We start from the raw sequence: 18,709 nt of genomic DNA on the forward strand, positions 1-18,709 counted from the left end.
GGCGCGATGTCGAACGGGAGATATTTATGAGAGCGATTGTTGCCCATGGGGCCAAGGATGTGCGCATCGAGGAACGGCCCGAGGAAGCGCCGGGAGCGGGAGAAGTACGGCTTCGTCTGGTCCGGGGCGGAATTTGCGGCAGCGATCTGCATTATTACAATCACGGAGGCTTCGGCGCGGTGCGGCTTCGTGAGCCGATGGTGCTGGGCCATGAGGTCTCGGCCGTCATCGAAGAACTGGGCGAGGGCGTCGAAGGGCTGAAGGTCGGCGGTCTGGTCGCCGTTTCGCCGTCCCGTCCCTGCAGAACCTGCCGCTTCTGCCAGGAAGGCCTGCACAACCAGTGCCTCAACATGCGCTTTTATGGCAGCGCCATGCCTTTTCCGCATATTCAGGGTGCGTTCCGTGAGGTTCTGGTGGCGGACGCCCTGCAATGCGTGCCGGCCGATGGCCTGAGCGCCGGCGAGGCCGCCATGGCCGAGCCGCTCGCGGTGACGCTGCATGCCACCCGCCGCGCCGGTGATTTGCTGGGAAAACGTGTGCTTGTCACGGGTTGTGGCCCGATCGGAATCCTCTCCATTCTGGCCGCGCGCCGTGCCGGCGCGGCTGAAATCGTCGCCACCGATCTTTCCGATTTCACGCTCGCCAAGGCGCGTGAGGCGGGTGCGGACCGTGTCATCAACAGCAAGGATGAACCCGACGCGCTTGCCGCTTATGGGGCGAACAAGGGAACTTTCGATGTTCTCTATGAATGCTCGGGTGCGGCGGTGGCGCTTGCCGGTGGTATTACGGCGCTTCGTCCGCGCGGCATCATCGTCCAGCTCGGTCTTGGTGGCGATATGAGCCTGCCGATGATGGCGATCACCGCCAAGGAACTGGATCTGCGCGGTTCTTTCCGCTTCCATGAGGAGTTCGCCACCGGTGTGGAATTGATGCGCAAGGGCCTGATCGACGTCAAGCCGTTCATCACCCAGACCGTCGATCTCGACGACGCCATCTCGGCCTTCGAATTCGCCTCCGACCGCAGTCGCGCCATGAAGGTGCAGATCGCTTTTTCGTAAGCGCTTTTGCCGCACGGGGAATGTGCGGACGTTTCGATCGGCGGCGGATCTTTCCGCCGCCGATTTTTTATGGGTGGATTTTTGCCTGCGGCGGCCTGCAGCTATGTTATCGATATCATCAACTGCTTTGGAGTGCGTTATTCCAGCTCAAGACCGGAATGACGGAGAGAGGGTGACGAACCCGAGCAAACGCCCAGCCTGTCATAAAGCCCCAACACGACTGCCGCATATTTTGCCCTGGCTGCACCCACGAGCATCTTCACCGATGTCGTCTCTGCCCATTTGCACATTTTGACGCAGGTCAAAAAGGTGATTTGCCGCCTGTCTTTTTTTGCGTTATCGAAATTTCAGAAATTACTGAAAATTCAGGAAACAAAGAAATGCCAACCAATCTCTCCCCGCTCGTTCAGTCCTTTGTGCTGCATTTCGGTGAGATGGGCAGCCGCTGGGGCATTAACCGCACCGTTGGCCAAGTCTATGCTTTGCTTTACATTTCGCCGCAGCCGTTGTGTGCGGACGATATTGTGGAGGCGCTTGGCATTTCCCGTTCCAACGTGTCGATGAGCCTGAAGGAGCTGCAGGCGTGGAACCTTGCAATTCTCAAGCATTTTCCCGGCGACCGGCGCGATTTTTTCACGACGCCTGACGATGTCTGGCAAATTCTCCGCACCCTTGCCGAGGAGCGCAAGAAACGCGAGATCGATCCGACGCTCAGCGTGCTGCGTGAAATTCTGATGGAGACGCCGGAAAACGAAGATGAGCGGCATGCGCAAAAGCGCATCGACGAGATGAAGACGCTGATCGAGCAGCTCACCGGCTGGTATGACGATGTGAAGCGGCTGGAGACGGAAAGGCTGGCGTCGCTTCTCGCGCTCGGTTCGAAGGTCACGAAGCTGCTGGAGGCCAAGGACAAGATCGTCTCCCTTGCCAGACCCCGTGGCACGAAGAAGGACGGGTGAGGAGAGCGGCCGTGAGCATGTCAGTGGAAATCCGCCAGGGAGCCGATGGTGACGGCGCAGTCTGTCCCGCGCCGGCTGCAGTCTCGCCCGATGCGATGGGTCGGCGTAACGCCAACCGCAGAACCTCTCGCGACAGAGCCGATGGGCGGGCGAAAATGACACGCGCGCCGGTGGTGGGGAGATCCGTTGCCCTGCTGCATGTGCTGGCGGCTTTACTGTGGCTGCCGCAGGCGGCTTTGCTTGCCTTTTCCGTCGGAAGAATTGCCGATGGCGCGCCGATGATGGCGATCGTGCCGGCTGCGGCTGCGGTTCTCATCCTCGGCCTCGTCAAGGCATGGCTGGAAAAGATGGCGGCACGGCTGTCGTTTCGTGCCGCTCGCGCGGTGCTGTCGCAGCGGCGGCTGGAAGCGCTGCAGGCTGTGGCGAAGGTTTCCCCGCTCGATCTGTCGCGCACCGCCTCGGGTGAGGCGGCGGGTGTTTTGGCCGAGGCGGCGGAAGCGCTGGTGCCCTATCTTTCCCGTTTCCAGCCGGCGCGGATGAAGGCCACCATCATTCCCCTGGTTTTCGTGCTGGCGATCCTGCCATTCACCTGGATCGCGGCGCTGGTGCTGCTGCTCGCCATGCCAACCATCCCGCTTTTCATGGCGCTCATCGGCTGGCAGGCGAAGGCCGCCAGTGAAAAGCAGCTTGCCGAGACGGGCAATATGAATGCCTTCCTGCTTGATCGCCTGCGCGGGCTGGAAACGATCCGCACGCTCGAAGCCGTCGATCTGACGGCGGAGCGTCTCAGCGCCGATGCGCAGAACCTCAAGAAGCGGACGATGGCGGTGCTCAGGATCGCCTTTCTCTCCTCGGCGGTGCTGGAGCTTTTCGCAGCGCTCGGCGTTGCCATGACCGCCGTCTATATCGGTTTTCATCTGCTCGGTTTTCTGGATTTCGGCGCCTGGGGCCACAAGCTGACGCTAGCCGAAGGCCTCTTCATCCTGCTTCTGGCGCCGGCGTTTTTCGAACCGCTGCGGGAACTCTCCGCCGTCTGGCACGACCGCGCGGCCGGCGAAGCGGCGCTTGATGCGCTCTGCAAACTGACGGCTGGTGGTGCGGCCATCGCGGGCGAGGGTGCGGATGTGGCGTCTGTCCCATCCCCGACGCCTGGCTTCGTGGAGATCGACAATCTCTCCTTCGCTTATCCGAACACCCCGTCGGTCATCCAAAATCTCAACCTGACGGTTCAGCAGGGTGAGCGAGTTGCGATTCTTGGGTCTTCCGGTTGTGGCAAATCCACTGTACTCTCCTTGATTGCCGGGTTGGCCGAGGCTGGAGAGGGCTCGATCAGGATCGGCGGCGTAAAGCTCGATAATGCGACGGCCGATGGGCTGCGCAGGACGATCGGCTGGGTCAGCCAGAAGCCGTTCTTTTTTGCCGGTTCGCTGAAGGCGAATATTCGTTTCGGTCGTTCCGGTGTCAGTGATGGCATGGTGGAAGAGACGCTGCGCCGCACAGGGCTCGATGAATTGACGCATGCGCGCCGGCATCTGCAGATCGGCGATGGCGGATATGGAATCTCGGGCGGGGAGGCGGTGCGGCTTGCCATTGCGCGTGCTTTCGCAGACCCCGCAACGCAGCTTGTTCTGGCCGATGAGCCGACAGCCCATCTCGACCGGGAAACGGCTGCTCTCGTCACGGATAACCTGCTGCAACTGGCAAATGGCAGGACATTGATCGTCGCGACCCATGATCCGGTGCTTGCGGCGCGCATGGACAGGATCGTGGATATGACGGCGATCCATTCGAGGGGGCAGCCATGATCGCGCGTTTTGCGATATTGAGACCCGTTATCGCCCTGTTCTGGTCGGCGCGGCGCGGCATGCTGCTGGCGGGCGCGGTTCTGGCGGTAACGACGGTGCTGGCGGGCATTGGCCTTCTCGGCGTTTCCGGTTGGTTCATCACCGCAACGGCGATTGCCGGTCTTCTGCCCGCAACGGCCTATGCCTTCGATGTCTTTGCCCCTTCGGCCGCCATTCGTCTTCTGGCGCTGGCGCGCACCGCCGCCCGCTATGGCGAGCGCATGACCACCCATGAAGCCACGCTTTCCGTGCTTGCAGCCCTTCGGGAAAAGCTGTTTCGCGGTTTTGCCGCGCCGCAGGCCGCGAAATCCCTGGAGGCAAGGCCTGCCCGCCTGCTGAACCGGCTGACAGCGGATATCGACGCGCTGGATTCGCTTTATCTGCGCGTGCTGGTTCCCGCCGCCGTGGCGATCCTCGCCGCGATTGCAACAGGCTTCGGGCTTGCTTTTCTCCATCCGATGGCCGGCATTCTGGCGGCAGCTTTCCTGATCGTGGCGGGGCTTGGAATTTCGGCGCGCTCCGCCCTGCGGGCGGAAACATTCTCGCGCCGCCGGGCAATCGGGCTTGAAGCGCTTCGGGCCCGCACGGCCGACCTCGTGAGCGGACAGACGGAGCTCTTGACCACCGGCCGCCTTTCCGCGCAGGTCGCGGCGGTGAAACGGGCGGATGATTACCTCTCTGCCTGTGACGATAGCCTGAACCGTATCGAGACCAATGCCGGTTTTTCCTTCGGAGTTGCAGCGGCCGTTTTTTTGAGCGCAGCCCTTCTCGGCATGGCCTGGCTTGCGGAACAGGGGGCGGTGAGCGCGCCTGCTGCGGCGCTCGGGCTGCTCGTCTGTTTTGCTGCGCTGGAGCCTTTCACGGCGCTGCGTCGTGGGGCGATGGAACTTGGGCGTACGCTATTCTCCGCACGGCGCATCGCGCCGCGTCTCTCGGCAACGGTTGAGGGTCGCTGTCCCGTCTTGCCGGTCAGCGGGATGGCGGCAAAACTCGAAGATGTGCGTCTGGAGCGGGAGGGGAACGACAATCCGGTCCTGACGAATATCAACCTTGCAATCGCTGCCGGGGAGAGGGTTGCGATCGTCGGCCCGAGCGGCGCGGGCAAGACGAGCCTCATCCAGCTTCTGGCGGGTGAATTGCGGCCGGCTGCGGGCACGGTTAGCGCGCTGCCGTCCACTCTTATGACGCAACGCAGCCAGCTTTTTCGCGATAGCATCGCCGACAATCTGCGGCTGGCGAAACCCGCCGCAACCGCGGATGAATTGTGGGATGCGCTGACGGCGGCAGGCCTTGCCGAACATGTCAAATCCTTGGCCGCCGGGCTGGAGACAAGGCTTGGTGAGGCAGGCCAGGGGCTTTCCGGCGGCCAGTCGCGCCGGCTGGCGCTCGCCCGTTTCCTGCTCGCCGACCGGCCGCTCTGGCTTCTCGACGAGGTGACGGAGGGGCTCGACGGCGAGACTGCCCGCGACGTCCTCACCCGGCTGTTTGCGAGGGCGCACGGCAAGACTGTCGTGATGATCACCCATAATCGCCGCGAGGCGGAATTTGCCGAGCGCATCATCGTGCTGAAAGAGGGGCGTCAATTTGATGAATGTCAAAGCGGCGCCCCGGAATACGGCGTAGTGCTGAATACACTGCGCCCGGACTGAGATTTTTTGAGAGCCGGCGTCGTCTTTGAAATGGAAGGCCGGCCTTCCGGAAAAGGTGGGTAAGACTATGGAACTCGACATAGTGGCGCTGTCGCGCCTGCAATTTGCGGTGACGGCTTTATATCACTTTCTGTTCGTTCCCCTGACGATCGGGCTGTCGGTGGTGATCGCCATCATGGAAACGGTCTATGTCATGACCGGCCGCACGATCTGGCGGCAGATGACGAAATTCTGGGGCACGTTGTTCGGCATCAACTTCGTGCTTGGCGTTTCCACCGGCATCGTCATGGAATTCCAGTTCGGCATGAACTGGAGCTACTACAGCCACTATGTCGGCGATATTTTCGGTGCGCCGCTGGCGATCGAGGGCATGATGGCCTTCTTCCTGGAAGCCACCTTCGTCGGGCTGTTCTTTTTCGGCTGGGATAAATTGTCGAAACTCGGCCATCTCGTCGCGACATGGTGCGTGGCGCTCGGCTCGAATTTTTCGGCGCTATGGATATTGATCGCCAATGGCTGGATGCAGAACCCAACGGGCTCTGCCTTCAATCCCCAGACCATGCGCATGGAAGTGACGGACTTCTTCGAGGTCCTGTTCAACCCGGTGGCGCAGGCGAAGTTCGTTCACACGGTTTCCGCCGGTTACGTGACGGCCTCCATCTTCGTGCTCGGCGTTTCGGCCTGGTATGTGCTGAAAGGCCGCCATGTCGATTTGGCCAAGCGTTCGATGACGGTCGCCGCTTCCTTCGGTCTCGCATCGGCGCTGTCGGTCGTCGTGCTGGGTGACGAAAGCGGTTATCTCTCGACCGAACACCAGAAGATGAAGCTCGCCTCCATCGAGGCCATGTGGGAAACCGAGCCGGCCCCGGCACCCTTCACGGTCATCGGTTTTCCCGATCAGGAAGCGCGCGAGACGCATTTCGCGGTGAAGATCCCGTGGGTGATGGGTCTTATCGGCACCCGCTCGCTCGATACGCAAATTCCGGGCATCAACGATCTGGTGGAGCAGGCCAAGACCCGCATCCGCGACGGCATCAAGGCCTATGACGCGCTGATGCAGATACGCGCCACCGGTAAAGGCGCGCAACTGCCCGAAGAGGTGCGCGGCACCTTTGCGGAACTCGGCCACGAGCTTGGTTATGCCCTGCTGCTGAAACGATATGTCGATGATCCGCGCCAGGCGAGCGAAGAGCAGATTGCGAAAGCTGCGGCGGATACCATTCCGCATGTGCCGACACTGTTCTGGGCGTTCCGCATCATGGTCGGCCTTGGCATGTTCTTCATCCTTCTGACGGCGACGTTCTTTTATCTTTCGGCCCGCCGCCGGCTGGATCATTATCCGTTGCTGCTGAAAGTGGCGGTCTTCGCCATTCCGCTGCCGTGGATCGCGGCGGAAATGGGCTGGGTCGTGGCCGAATTCGGCCGCCAGCCATGGATTATCGAGGGCGTGTTGCCAACAGCGGCGGCCGTTTCCAGCCTCAGCGCCTCTACGGTCCTCATCACGCTCCTGTGTTTCATCGCCATCTACACGGTGCTGTTCATCGTCGAGATGGGGCTGATGCTGAAGGCGATCCGCAAGGGGCCTGATCCGGACCATGAGCCGGAAGCGCCGCTCGTTCCTGAAAAACTCGTCGCTGCGGAGTAAACGATCATGATATTGCACCAACTCATCGACTACGAAATCCTCCGCGTCATCTGGTGGCTGCTGCTCGGCGTGGTGCTGATCGGTTTCGCCGTTACCGGCGGTTTCGATCTCGGCACCGGCGCGCTGCTGCCTTTCGTGGCGAAAACGGATATCGAGCGGCGTGTCGTCATCAATTCCATCGGCCCGGTCTGGGAAGGCAATCAGGTCTGGCTCATCCTTGGCGGCGGCGCCATCTTCGCCGCCTGGCCGCCGCTTTATGCGGTGTCGTTTTCAGGTTTTTACCTGGCGATGTTCGCCACCCTGTTTGCGTTGATCCTGCGTCCGGTCGGTTTCAAATATCGCTCCAAGCGTGAAAGCACCGCATGGCGCACCGGCTGGGACTGGGCGCTCTTTATCGGCGGCTTCGTTCCCGCGCTGATCTTCGGCGTGGCGATCGGCAATGTGCTGCAGGGCGTTCCCTTCCACCTGAATGACGACCTCAGGATTTTCTACGACGGCACGACGCTGTTCGAACTTCTGAACCCCTACGCCATCCTCTGCGGCCTCGTATCCGTCGCCATGCTCATCATGCATGGTGCGGCATGGCTGGTGCTGAAGACGGATGGTCCGGTGGCGGCCCGCGCCCGCGCTTTTGGCAGCATCGCGGCCCTTGCCACGTCAGTTCTGTTTGCGCTCGGCGGCGTCTTTCTGTGGCTCGGTATCGATGGATATCGCTTCACCTCTGACATCGTGACCGATGGTCCGTCCAATCCGCTGTCGAAGACGGTCGAGGTCGCAAGCGGCGTCTGGTTTTCCAACTATGCGGCGCATCCATGGATGATGCTGGCGCCGGCGCTCGGTCTTGTCTTCCCGCTCGTGGCCTTCATCTTGTTCAGGGCCCGCAAGGAGGTGCTGGCGCTGCTTTCCAGCTCGCTCGCCATTTTCGGCATCATCTCAACGGTAGGGCTAGCGATGTTTCCCTTCATCCTGCCGTCCTCGGTTGATCCGAAATCGAGCCTGACGGTATGGGATGCATCGTCCAGCCATATGACGCTGTTCATCATGCTGGTCGTCGCCCTCATCTTCATCCCGATCATCGTCGCCTATACATCATGGGTCTATCGCGTGCTGTGGGGCAAGGTGGACGAAAAGGCGATCCGCGACGACAGCGGTCACGCTTATTGATCAAGAAAGAAGGAGATCGAACATGTGGTATTTCGCCTGGCTGCTCGGCCTGCCTCTCGCCGCCATCTTCGCCGTCATGAACGCGATGTGGTATGAGCTGATGGAAGAAAACGCGAAAAAGGCCGAAGCGAAGCTGGATAAATAAAGCTTTGGCGAAAACCTCTCCTCCGTCATGCCGGACTAGATCCGGCATCCAGCCACGGCGCGTCTGCGCCATGAGAAGAGTCTTTTTGCGATCAAGGACTTGATCGCGCTGGACCCCGGATCTGGTCCGGGGTGACGGAATGCGGATGATGCAACTCTGCCAAATATACAAGGGCGGCATCCGGTTAGGATGCCGCCCTTTTGTTACAACAGCCGTGCCTGCGATGCGCGGCTTCAGTGGATCGCGATGCCGCGCTTGTCCGCTTCTTCCTTGATGATGTCTTCGACGATGACTCTGTTGAGATTTGGATTTCCCAGAAGATAGTCGTCGGCGATCTCGAAGATCGACTTCGGATGCTCGGTCCTGTGCAGGGTGTCGAGGTCCTGGCCGATCTGCTCTCGAAGGCTGGAATAGTCGTCCATCGCGGCTCTCCCGTTTATCGGTTCAATCCAGAAGGTCGGCCGGAACCTTGCCGCCGTTTTCGGACAGTTTCTTGATGACGGCCTTATGCAGCCAGATGTTCATCGTCGCCGAATCCGAGGTGTCGCCGGTATAGCCGAGCTCACCGGCCAGTTCCTTTCTGGCCGTCAGGCTGCTGTCGAGGTCGAGGGCCTTGAGAAGATCGACGATGGAGTGTTTCCAGTCGAGCTTCTGGCCGTTCTTCTTGACAGCCGCATCCAGAATGGAAGCGACATCGACATTGCCCGTCGGCGCCGGAGCCGCCGCTGTCGGGGCTGGTGATGCCGGGCTTGCTGCGGTCGGGCTTGCAGTGGTCGGCGGTGTTCCGGCCGGAGCCGAAGTCTGAGGTGCGGCCTCGGCCTTGCCGAAAATCGCGTTCTTGATCTTGTCGAAAAAGCTCATGGTGTCCTCCCCTTAGCGGCGAAATGCCCGCCCGATGGCGATGAGAATGCAGGCGCCGATGAAACCGGCGATGAGATAACCAATCCAGCCTCCGAGCGAAATGCCCACGAGCCCCAGAAGGAAATTGGCGACGATGGCGCCGATAATGCCGAGAATAATGTTCATGAAAACACCCATATTGCTTTTCATGAACTGTTCCGCGAGCCATCCGGCTACGCCGCCGATGATGATTGCTGCAATCCAGCCAACTTGTGCGTCTTCCATAACAGGCCTTTCCTTTCTAAAGAGGTCAGAAGGCACTGGACCCGCATTTTTTGCGCACGTCCCCCCGCCTTGAATTGACCCCAGGCGGGATACTAACGATGACGCAGAACTTTTGTTCCGTGCGGCGTGCACGCTATCGCAAACTCAACCCTGGCTCTCAAAATCCAACCCGATATCGAGAACCGGTGCGCTATGGGTCAGCCAGCCGACGGAAATGAGGTCGATGCCGGTTGCGGCGATGGCCGCGGCCGTTTGCGGATTGATGCGGCCGGACGCTTCGGTAATGGCGCGACCGGCGACGATCCCTACGGCCTCGCGCAGCTGTTCGGGTGTCATATTGTCGAGGAGAACCGCATCGACGCCCTCGTCCATGACGTCACGCAGCTGCGCAAGCGTATCGACTTCCACCTCGATCTTGACGAGATGCCCCACGCCCTGCCGGGCGCGGCGGATGGCCTCGCGCACGCCGCCGGCCACGGCGATATGGTTGTCCTTGATGAGAACGGCATCATAAAGCGCAAAACGATGGTTCATGCCGCCGCCGGCGCGCACGGCATATTTTTCCAGGGCTCTCAGCCCCGGCGTGGTCTTGCGGGTGCAGGCGACCGAGGCTTTGCTGCCGGCAATGGCGGCAACGATTTTTGCGGTGACGGAGGCGATGCCCGACAGGTGGCCAAGGAAATTCAGCGCCGTGCGCTCCGCCGTCAGAAGGCCGCGCGAGGGGCCTTCGATCGTCGCGATGATATCGCCGGGGGCCACGGTTGCCCCATCCTGCACATGCCGTTTCATCGCGATGGCCGGGTCTACCAGCTGGAAAGCAAGGTCCGCCGCATCGAGACCGGCAATAACGCCCGGTTCGCGCGCCGCCATGACGACGACCGAGCGATGATCGGCGGGAATGACGGCGGCGGAAGTGATATCGCCCGCCAGCCCGAGATCTTCCAAAAGGGCGTTGCGCACGAGCGGCTCGATGATGAGGCGTGGCAGGGGAGAAAGGATCATGTCAGGCGCTCCGCGCAAGGCTGGCCGAAGAATGGCTGGAAGAGGAAAATTCGTGGGCGATGGTAATCACGTCGCTAAGGCTCAGCTTGCGCCTTGTCGCCGCTGCGTCCTTTTCAGGAAAATCGTCGCGGAAATGCGCACCGCGCGATTCCGTGCGTTGCGCCGCGAAGACGGCGATGGCAAGCGCAACAAGGGCGGGATCGGATGCCGGGCCGTTCCGCTCAGTCAATGGCAGAAGATCACGGATCGCGCCCGTCAGTCCTTCCGCATGTCGCACGATACCGAGATGGCGGGAAACGATGGGCCGGACGGGAGAGAGGTCGACTGCCGGGAAGTCAGGCACGGGGAGGGTTGCGATATCAGCTGGCTGTTGTCCTGCATATGTCGGCCTGCCGGCAATGTCTTCCGCTGCGCGCATGCCCATGGCGGCCGCTTCCAGCAGGGAATTGCTGGCGAGCCTGTTTGCGCCATGCAGCCCCGTGCAGGCGGTTTCGCCGGCAACCCAAAGGCCCGGCAACGAGCTTCGGCCTCTGCCATCGGTGGCGACGCCGCCCATATGATAATGCACCGCCGGGCGGACCGGCACGAGTTCGCGGGCGGGGTCTATCCCTGCCTCCCGGCAGAGCAGGTTGATCGAGGGGAAACGGGTGGAAAAGCCCGAGCCGAGCGCCTTGCGGGCATCGAGAAAGACCCTGCCGCCGCGCAACATTTCGCGGTCGATGGCGCGGGCGACAATATCGCGCGAGGCAAGTTCCGCACCCGGAACATCAGCCATGAAACGTTCGCCGTTCTCATTAAGTAGAAGCGCGCCTTCGCCCCGCACGGCCTCGCTCACCAGCGCCAGCGGCCGTCGTGGCGAGGAAAGCGCCGTCGGGTGAAACTGGACGAATTCCATATCGGCGAGGATGGCGCCGGCGCGGGCGGCGAGCATGATGCCCTGTCCGAAATTGCCGGATGGATTGGTCGTCGCCTCATAAAGCCCGCCGAGGCCGCCGGTGGCGAGAACGACCTGTGTGGCCGGCAACGTAAAGCAGCCTTTGGGGCCGATGCAGGCGAGACCGGCGATGGCGCCGTTTTCCGTCAGCAGGCGACGAACTTCCGTGCCTTCCAGAACGGTGATGGAGGGTGTGCGAAGAACGCTGGCGGCGAGAGCCGTGACGATGGCCGCGCCCGAACCGTCACCTTCGGCATGCAGGATGCGCCTTCTGCCATGGGCGGCCTCCAGCCCGAAGACGAGCCTGCCCGCGGCATCACGGTCAAAGCGCACCCCCGCCTGCTCCAGTGCCTCGATGACGGCGGGGGCGGCGGAAACGATCTCTGCGGCCATTTCAGCATCGCAGAGGCCGTCGCCCGCTGCGAGCGTATCGGCAAGGTGGAGCGCTGCACTATCGTCGGGGCCGAGGCTTGCCGCAATACCGCCCTGCGCCCAGGCGCTGGACGTCTCACCGCCGAGAACGCCGCGTGTGATAAGTAGCACGGGCTGCGGCGCAAGCGTCAGCGCCGCCATCAGGCCGGCAATGCCGCTGCCGACAATGACCGTCCAGCCCGCATGCGACGGGAGGCGTTCGCTCATACTTCCAGCATCCTTTCCACGGCGCGGCGGGCGGCGACGGCGATAGCCGGATCGACCGTCACTTCGTGGCGGTTTTCCTCAAGGGCCGTGCGGATGTTGCCAAGCGTGATGCGCTTCATATGCGGGCAGAGATTGCAGGGACGGATGAATTCGACATCCGGGTGATGTACGGCGACATTGTCGCTCATCGAGCATTCCGTCAGAAGCACCACGCGGGCGGGGCGTTCACGGCCGACATAGTCGGACATGACGGCGGTGGAGCCGGAAAAATCCGCGGCCTCCACGACATCGGGCGGACATTCCGGATGCGCCAGCACGGTGACGCCGGGATGGCTTTCCCTGAGTTCTCTGATGTCATCGGCGGTGAACAGTTCATGCACCTCGCAATGGCCGCGCCAGGCGATCAGTTCGACATTGGTTTCCTTCGCCACGTTCTTTGCCAGATATTCATCCGGCAGCATCAGCACACGCGGCACGCCGAGCGATTCCACCACCTGGCGGGCATTGCCTGACGTGCAGCAGATGTCGGACGCCGCCTTTACAGCGGCAGACGTGTTCACATAGGTGACAACAGGAACGCCGGGATAGGCCTTGCGCAGAAGGGCGATATCCTCGGGCGTGATGGAGTCCGCCAGCGAGCAGCCTGCGCCCATATCCGGAATGAGCACGGTTTTTTGCGGATTGAGCAGCTTTGCCGTCTCGGCCATGAAATGCACGCCGGCGAGAACGATCACATCCGCTTCCACTTCCATCGCCTTGCGGGCAAGGGCAAGGCTGTCGCCGACGATATCGGCGACGCCGTGGAAGATTTCCGGTGTCTGGTAGTTATGGGCGAGGATGACCGCGTTTCGCTTGCGCTTCAACTCGAGGATCGCATCCACATCGTCCTGAAAGCCCATCCATTCGGCCTTGGGAATGACGCGGGCGACGCGATCATAAAGGCTTGCGGCGGATATCTGTTCGTTCACGGTGCTCTCCCATTTATACTCTCTTTGAGTATATCCATGGCAAAGAGATATTCTCATTGTGAGCATATGTCAATTGCGGGAGAGGGGCAGTTTTGTACCTGAGAGGGCGCGTTCATCGAGAACGGTCTGGCGGAAGCGGAAAAGCTTTGCCGGGCGGCCGCCGGTTTCGGTCGCCATGTCGCCGGTTTCTTCCACCAGCTGCTGCTGTTCAATCAGCCGGCGGAAATTCTGCTTGTGCAGCGTCAGCCCGGCCAGCGCCTCGATAGCGCGCTGCAGCTGCAGGAGCGTGAAGGCGTCGGGCATCAATTCGAACACCACCGGCCGGTATTTGATCTTGGCCCTCAATCGCGCGATGCCGGTGGCGAGAATGCGGCGGTGATCGGCAAACATCGGCCTGCCGAAATTGACCCGCGGATCGCCCTGCGCTTCCTCGACCAGCCCGGCTTCATACAGCAGCTCATAGCGCTGCAGGGTCAGTTCCTCGTTCCAGCCGCCGCCATCTAGGCCGAAGGTGAAGTCCGCCCGCAAATGGCGCTGGCTTTTGCAGGCGGGATCGGAATCCGCCCAGGCACGCAGCCTGTCGATAATGGTGTCCAAAACCCCAGGGCGGCCCTGGCGATGGTCTTCCCATGGGAAATATTCGTACCAGCCGTGCCACAGGGCGCGTTTGCCGCCTGATGCTTCCTGCTCGCGAACCAGCCCGAGATAACCGATGGAGATGGTTCTTCCGCCTAAAATGTCGTTGTTACGGTCGCGATCGGCGAAGGTGTAGAGTTGTTCGAGATAACCGACGGGGTGGTGGGTCTGTTCGTGGATCCATTCCCGCAACCCGCTCTGGAGCGTTCTGTGCCCGAATTCGAACGGCCCCGACGGAAGTGCTGCGCCTTCGCGAACGGTCATGACCCGCGGCTCATCCGTGGTGATGGCGGTGACGACGGCGATGAGTTCGGCATGGGCAAGCCCGATGGTCACGGCGGCTCCTCTGGTCGTTGGCTCTAGGGTCAACCTTCTTTGGCACAGGAAGGTTGGTTCGCCAACATGGCGGCCGAAAAGGGCTGTCGATAATCCGCCGCCTACAAAACCGCGTCTCATCAGACAAAAGGATGAATTCTTGTGGTTAGCCGTCTATCGTCTGGTGTGTTACAGACCCGCACAAGCATTTCAGACGGTAGAAGGCCGATGTTGGAGAACATATCGCTCGAAGAGACACTTGTGGGTTATTATACCTGGAACATCGGGCAGAACCTGATTTATCTCGATGCCGTGGCGGCCCGCCTGCGCGAATTCTCCCCGGAAAAAGCCGCCTGCGGCATTCCGGTCGAAGATTTCATTGCGCAGATCGAAAGCGGCTCGCGCGCACGCGTCGCCAAGGCGGTTTACAATTCGCTGACAAATGGCGTGTTCTATGATCAGGAATATCGCATTCAGCTCAAATCCGGCGGTTTTCGCTGGTTGCGGACAACCGGACGGGTGATCCTGGATAACGACCAGCTTCCGATCATGGCCATGGGCACCGTGCGGGATGTTAATGCGTGCAAGGTTTTATTGATGTGATATGCGGCTAAAGACAGCCGATCTAATTTATGTCGTTCATTGTTTTGATGTTGCGGTGACATGGTCAGGCAGATCGCAATTTTGCTGTTTCAGGTCGTCCTTGCCATAGGCCTCGGCATAGCCGGCATCCGCATCGCCTCGCTCGTCAATGGCGAGGCGACTTCCGCACCGGCAGGACTTGCCGCCAATACGGAACTGCTGTGGACCACCTCGCCGGTGCGGGTCGATCCCCGTAGCCAAAATTACGAGCGCATTCCGACGCCGCCCGATCTCTATCCGCTGAAAATGCATGCGGACCAGCGCCTGCGTGTGATTTCCAGCAACCGCTTTACCTTCAAGGGCCAGGAATTCCGCCTCGCCGGCGTGGAGGAGGTCGAACGCAACCGCGTCTGCACCGGCCCCGACGGCCGCCGTTACGCCTGCGGCCTCAACGCCTTCAAGGCGCTGGAGAACCGGCTGCGCGGCAGATATCTCGAATGTCGTGTGGTGGAAGAGGTGAGTGCGCCGGGTTCCCTAGAGTGCCGTATCAACGGGCAGGATGTGCGGGCGCTGCTGCAATAGGCGATGACGTCAAATGGCCTAAAAGATGAATAGGACCGGTTGGCCGAAAGCAGAATTTATTGTCTGAGAAGATTTGGTGGAGCTAAGCGGGATCGAACCGCTGACCTCTTGCATGCCATGCAAGCGCTCTCCCAGCTGAGCTATAGCCCCATAAGGGTTCCGGCATTTCTTCCGGTTCCGGGAACCGAAGCGGTTGTTGTTCCGTTCGGTGGCGGCTTACTACTGCGGCTTTCCGACGAGTGCAAGCATAAAAAACGGCCCGGCGTCATTTTTTTGTCGTCGGGCCGAATTATCGAGTAAAATCAAGCTTCTTCGTCGTCGCCCGATACGCCGATGATGCCGGACATGTCGTCGTCGTCATCTTCGTCGTCGGTTTCGAGGAAGGTGTCGTCATCGTCGTCGATTTCGACGTCATCGTCGTCACCCAGATCAGGGATTTCGTCGCCGCTGTTGTCGCCATCGGCATCTTCCAGCGAGACGAGTTCGACTTCCGTGTTTTCGGTATCGACTTCCGCCACTTCCTCTTCTTCAGCCTGCTCCATCTTGGCCTGGGCGGTGCTTTCCTCGAAGAAGGACAGCGGCCAGGACTTGCCGGTGTAGGGAGAAACGACCGGGTCGCGGTTCAGATCGTAGAACTTCTTGCCGGTATCGGGGTCTGTGCGCTTGGTACCAAGTTCCGCTTTTGCCACTGTCTAAGCCTCAAATTGTCGGATGAGTTTCGGTGTGTACGCCGTAAAACCGGCATAGACGGTAAAATTTATAGCCGGTCCCCTTAATCGTTGCGCTCTTTCGTGTCAAAGACAAACTTCGGGTGCCGCCTGCCTCGGCGCAACCCCTATGCGGGGATGCTGATATAAATAGGGAGGCATGACACACTCTATTATATCAATGACGGATGCACAGGCGGAAAGCTTCATGACCTTCACGATCGCCATAGACGGGCCGGCCGCGGCGGGCAAAGGAACCCTATCACGCAGGATCGCCGAGACCTATGGTTTCCACCATCTCGATACCGGGCTGACCTACAGGGCGACCGCCAAGGCGCTTCTCGATGCCGGCCTGCCGCTCGATGACGAGGCCGTGGCCGAGAAGATGGCGCTGGAAGTCGATCTTGCGGGGCTCGATCGCGTCGTTCTTTCCCGGCACGATATTGGTGAGGCGGCGTCCAAAATAGCGGTGATGACGCCGGTGAGACGCGCGCTCGTCAAGGCGCAGCAGCGTTTTGCCTTGAAGGAGCCGGGCACGGTGCTTGACGGACGCGACATCGGCACGGTGGTGTGCCCGCAGGCGCCGGTGAAACTTTACGTCACTGCTTCTGCCGACGTGCGGGCGCGACGCCGTTACGACGAAATTCTGGCCAATGGCGGCAGCGGCGATTATGATGCCATCTTCACTGAGGTGAAAAAACGCGACGAGCGCGACATGGGCCGCGCCGACAGCCCGTTGAAGCCGGCTGAAGACGCGCACTTGCTAGATACGTCGGAAATGAGTATAGAGGCGGCGTTTCAGGCCGCGCGGACGATCATCGACGCCGCCCTGGAGAAACAGGTTTCTCGCGGAACCGCTTGAATTCGGTCCGCGTTTAGTCCGGAATTGCCCGAAGTCATGTCCTTGCGCCGGAAAGCCTTTTGAAAAGGCGGGCATGGGGTCGGGTATCAACAACACTAGCCCACCGGCGCTTTTGTATTCGCCATAGCGCGGATGCAATCAGGAGATTTCATGTCAGTATCTACCCCCACGCGCGAAGATTTCGCAGCGCTTCTCGAAGAATCCTTTGCCTCTAACGATCTTGCCGAAGGCTATGTTGCCAAGGGTATCGTAACGGCAATCGAGAAGGACGTTGCCATCGTCGACGTCGGCCTCAAGGTTGAAGGCCGCGTACCGTTGAAGGAATTCGGCGCGAAGTCCAAGGACGGCACGCTGAAGGTCGGCGACGAAGTCGAAGTTTACGTCGAGCGCATCGAAAACGCTCTCGGCGAAGCCGTTCTGTCGCGCGAGAAGGCTCGCCGCGAAGAAAGCTGGGTCAAGCTCGAAGCCAAGTTCGAAGCTGGCGAACGCGTCGAAGGCGTTATCTTCAACCAGGTCAAGGGTGGTTTCACCGTCGATCTGGACGGCGCTGTTGCCTTCCTTCCGCGTTCGCAGGTCGACATCCGTCCGATCCGCGACGTTACCCCGCTGATGCACAACCCGCAGCCCTTCGAAATCCTCAAGATGGACAAGCGTCGCGGCAACATCGTTGTTTCGCGCCGTACGGTTCTCGAAGAGTCCCGCGCCGAGCAGCGTTCTGAAATCGTTCAGAACCTCGAAGAAGGCCAGGTTGTTGACGGCGTCGTCAAGAACATCACCGATTACGGTGCGTTCGTTGACCTCGGCGGCATCGACGGCCTGCTGCACGTTACCGACATGGCATGGCGCCGCGTCAACCATCCTTCGGAAATCCTCAACATTGGCCAGCAGGTCAAGGTTCAGATCATCCGCATCAACCAGGAAACCCACCGTATCTCGCTCGGCATGAAGCAGCTCGAGTCCGATCCGTGGGATGGCATCTCCGCCAAGTACCCGGTTGGCAAGAAGATCTCCGGTACGGTCACGAACATCACCGACTACGGTGCATTCGTCGAGCTGGAGCCGGGCATCGAAGGCCTGATCCACATTTCCGAAATGTCCTGGACCAAGAAGAACGTACATCCCGGCAAGATCCTGTCCACGAGCCAGGAAGTTGACGTTGTCGTTCTCGAAGTCGATCCGTCCAAGCGCCGTATCTCGCTCGGCCTCAAGCAGACGCTGGAAAACCCGTGGCAGGCATTTGCCTTCAGCCATCCGGCCGGCACTGAAGTTGAAGGCGAAGTCAAGAACAAGACCGAATTCGGCCTGTTCATTGGCCTCGAAGGCGATGTTGACGGCATGGTTCACCTGTCGGATCTCGACTGGAACCGTCCGGGCGAACAGGTCATCGAAGAGTTCAACAAGGGTGACGTGGTCAAGGCCGTCGTTCTCGATGTTGACGTCGAGAAGGAACGCATCTCGCTCGGCATCAAGCAGCTCGGCAAGGATGCTGTCGGCGAAGCCGCTTCTTCCGGCGACCTGCGCAAGAACGCAGTCGTTTCCGCTGAAGTCATCGGCGTCAACGATGGCGGCATCGAAGTGAAGCTCGTCAACCACGAAGACCTCACCTCGTTCATCCGTCGCGCTGACCTTTCCCGTGACCGTGACGAGCAGCGCCCTGAGCGCTTCTCCGTTGGCCAGGTTGTCGACGCCCGCGTCGTCAACTTCTCGAAGAAGGACCGCAAGGTCATGCTTTCGATCAAGGCTCTGGAAATTGCTGAAGAGAAGGAAGCCGTCGCACAGTTCGGTTCTTCCGACTCGGGCGCTTCGCTCGGCGACATCCTCGGCGCGGCTCTGAAGAACCGCGGCGAATAATCGCCAAGATCTTTGAAATGAAGAACCCGCCGGAATTTTCCG

19 protein-coding genes and 1 tRNA gene are annotated in these 18,709 nt (G+C 60.6%); 11 read left to right on the top strand and 9 right to left on the bottom strand.

Annotation, left to right across the window (positions count from 1 at the left end; translation table 11 throughout):
* The first annotated feature begins 26 nt into the window (after window positions 1–26).
* The 7 genes from MRBLRC7O_RS19605 (at window position 27) to cydX (ending at window position 8,464) form a co-directional block, all read left to right on the top strand.
* Window positions 27–1,058 (top strand): L-idonate 5-dehydrogenase, encoded by a 1,032-nt coding sequence (locus tag MRBLRC7O_RS19605; RefSeq protein WP_111820657.1) that lies wholly within the window; start codon window positions 27–29, stop codon window positions 1,056–1,058.
* 380 nt (window positions 1,059–1,438) lie between these two features.
* Window positions 1,439–2,017 (top strand): GbsR/MarR family transcriptional regulator, encoded by a 579-nt coding sequence (locus MRBLRC7O_RS19610; protein ID WP_080867085.1) that lies wholly within the window; start codon window positions 1,439–1,441, stop codon window positions 2,015–2,017.
* A gap of 17 nt (window positions 2,018–2,034) precedes the next feature.
* Complete coding sequence (cydD, locus tag MRBLRC7O_RS19615; RefSeq protein ID WP_111820658.1) at window positions 2,035–3,822, top strand: thiol reductant ABC exporter subunit CydD; 1,788 nt, start codon at window positions 2,035–2,037, stop codon at window positions 3,820–3,822.
* Window positions 3,819–5,510 carry a thiol reductant ABC exporter subunit CydC gene (gene cydC / locus MRBLRC7O_RS19620; RefSeq protein WP_111820659.1) on the top strand — a complete coding sequence of 564 codons (1,692 nt, stop codon included), beginning with the start codon at window positions 3,819–3,821 and terminating at the stop codon, window positions 5,508–5,510. Before cydD ends, cydC begins: the two co-directional genes overlap by 4 nt.
* A 67-nt stretch (window positions 5,511–5,577) precedes the next feature.
* Entirely contained in the window at window positions 5,578–7,155 is a 1,578-nt protein-coding gene (locus MRBLRC7O_RS19625; RefSeq protein WP_111820660.1) for a cytochrome ubiquinol oxidase subunit I, read from the top strand.
* A 6-nt stretch (window positions 7,156–7,161) separates the two neighbouring features.
* Window positions 7,162–8,319 carry a cytochrome d ubiquinol oxidase subunit II gene (gene cydB, locus MRBLRC7O_RS19630; RefSeq protein WP_060723432.1) on the top strand — a complete coding sequence of 386 codons (1,158 nt, stop codon included), beginning with the start codon at window positions 7,162–7,164 and terminating at the stop codon, window positions 8,317–8,319.
* A gap of 22 nt (window positions 8,320–8,341) precedes the next feature.
* Window positions 8,342–8,464, top strand: coding sequence for a cytochrome bd-I oxidase subunit CydX (gene cydX / locus MRBLRC7O_RS19635; RefSeq protein WP_003508602.1), 123 nt, complete (start codon window positions 8,342–8,344; stop codon window positions 8,462–8,464).
* Between the two features lie 233 nt (window positions 8,465–8,697).
* Here the strand turns inward: cydX and MRBLRC7O_RS19640 are convergent, their stop codons facing one another.
* The 7 genes from MRBLRC7O_RS19640 to MRBLRC7O_RS19670 form a co-directional block, all read right to left on the bottom strand.
* On the bottom strand, window positions 8,698–8,886 hold the full coding sequence (locus tag MRBLRC7O_RS19640) for a hypothetical protein (protein ID WP_003508603.1): 189 nt from the start codon (window positions 8,884–8,886) through the stop codon (window positions 8,698–8,700).
* A 22-nt stretch (window positions 8,887–8,908) separates the two neighbouring features.
* Complete coding sequence (locus MRBLRC7O_RS19645; RefSeq protein WP_003508604.1) at window positions 8,909–9,325, bottom strand: DUF3597 domain-containing protein; 417 nt, start codon at window positions 9,323–9,325, stop codon at window positions 8,909–8,911.
* 12 nt (window positions 9,326–9,337) lie between these two features.
* Window positions 9,338–9,589: a GlsB/YeaQ/YmgE family stress response membrane protein gene (locus tag MRBLRC7O_RS19650; protein WP_003508605.1), complete on the bottom strand. Its 252-nt coding sequence runs from the start codon at window positions 9,587–9,589 to the stop codon at window positions 9,338–9,340.
* Between the two features lie 144 nt (window positions 9,590–9,733).
* Window positions 9,734–10,591, bottom strand: coding sequence for a carboxylating nicotinate-nucleotide diphosphorylase (gene nadC / locus MRBLRC7O_RS19655; protein ID WP_060727520.1), 858 nt, complete (start codon window positions 10,589–10,591; stop codon window positions 9,734–9,736).
* A gap of 1 nt (window position 10,592) precedes the next feature.
* Window positions 10,593–12,164 carry an L-aspartate oxidase gene (locus tag MRBLRC7O_RS19660; RefSeq protein ID WP_077998590.1) on the bottom strand — a complete coding sequence of 524 codons (1,572 nt, stop codon included), beginning with the start codon at window positions 12,162–12,164 and terminating at the stop codon, window positions 10,593–10,595.
* Window positions 12,161–13,132: a quinolinate synthase NadA gene (gene nadA, locus MRBLRC7O_RS19665; protein ID WP_003508608.1), complete on the bottom strand. Its 972-nt coding sequence runs from the start codon at window positions 13,130–13,132 to the stop codon at window positions 12,161–12,163. The genes MRBLRC7O_RS19660 and nadA overlap by 4 nt, the downstream gene beginning before the upstream one ends.
* Before the next feature lie 69 nt (window positions 13,133–13,201).
* Window positions 13,202–14,104 carry an NUDIX hydrolase gene (locus MRBLRC7O_RS19670; protein ID WP_060727517.1) on the bottom strand — a complete coding sequence of 301 codons (903 nt, stop codon included), beginning with the start codon at window positions 14,102–14,104 and terminating at the stop codon, window positions 13,202–13,204.
* Window positions 14,105–14,311: 207 nt separating this feature from the next.
* On the opposite strand from MRBLRC7O_RS19670, the gene MRBLRC7O_RS19675 reads away from it, so the two are divergent.
* A complete protein-coding gene (locus MRBLRC7O_RS19675; RefSeq protein WP_020010001.1) occupies window positions 14,312–14,686 on the top strand; it encodes a PAS domain-containing protein in 375 nt (124 codons plus the stop codon).
* Window positions 14,687–14,746: 60 nt separating this feature from the next.
* The gene (locus MRBLRC7O_RS19680; protein ID WP_060727516.1) at window positions 14,747–15,247 is read left to right on the top strand and encodes a hypothetical protein; all 501 of its coding nucleotides are present in this window, start codon (window positions 14,747–14,749) and stop codon (window positions 15,245–15,247) included.
* Window positions 15,248–15,321: 74 nt separating this feature from the next.
* Here the strand turns inward: MRBLRC7O_RS19680 and MRBLRC7O_RS19685 are convergent.
* Together MRBLRC7O_RS19685 and MRBLRC7O_RS19690 are read right to left on the bottom strand one after the other, a co-directional pair.
* Window positions 15,322–15,397: transfer RNA gene (locus tag MRBLRC7O_RS19685), tRNA-Ala, on the bottom strand.
* Between the two features lie 152 nt (window positions 15,398–15,549).
* Entirely contained in the window at window positions 15,550–15,936 is a 387-nt protein-coding gene (locus MRBLRC7O_RS19690) for a TIGR02300 family protein (RefSeq protein ID WP_003508651.1), read from the bottom strand.
* Between the two features lie 199 nt (window positions 15,937–16,135).
* Here MRBLRC7O_RS19690 and cmk point away from each other — a divergent pair, with 199 nt between their 5' ends.
* Complete coding sequence (cmk, locus tag MRBLRC7O_RS19695) at window positions 16,136–16,816, top strand: (d)CMP kinase (RefSeq protein WP_162690785.1); 681 nt, start codon at window positions 16,136–16,138, stop codon at window positions 16,814–16,816.
* A 150-nt stretch (window positions 16,817–16,966) separates the two neighbouring features.
* Window positions 16,967–18,667 carry a 30S ribosomal protein S1 gene (gene rpsA, locus MRBLRC7O_RS19700; protein ID WP_003508653.1) on the top strand — a complete coding sequence of 567 codons (1,701 nt, stop codon included), beginning with the start codon at window positions 16,967–16,969 and terminating at the stop codon, window positions 18,665–18,667.
* The last annotated feature ends 42 nt before the right edge of the window (window positions 18,668–18,709 follow it).

It is taken from the genome of Agrobacterium radiobacter, from assembly GCF_040801995.1.
GTDB classification, from domain to species: domain Bacteria; phylum Pseudomonadota; class Alphaproteobacteria; order Rhizobiales; family Rhizobiaceae; genus Agrobacterium; species Agrobacterium radiobacter.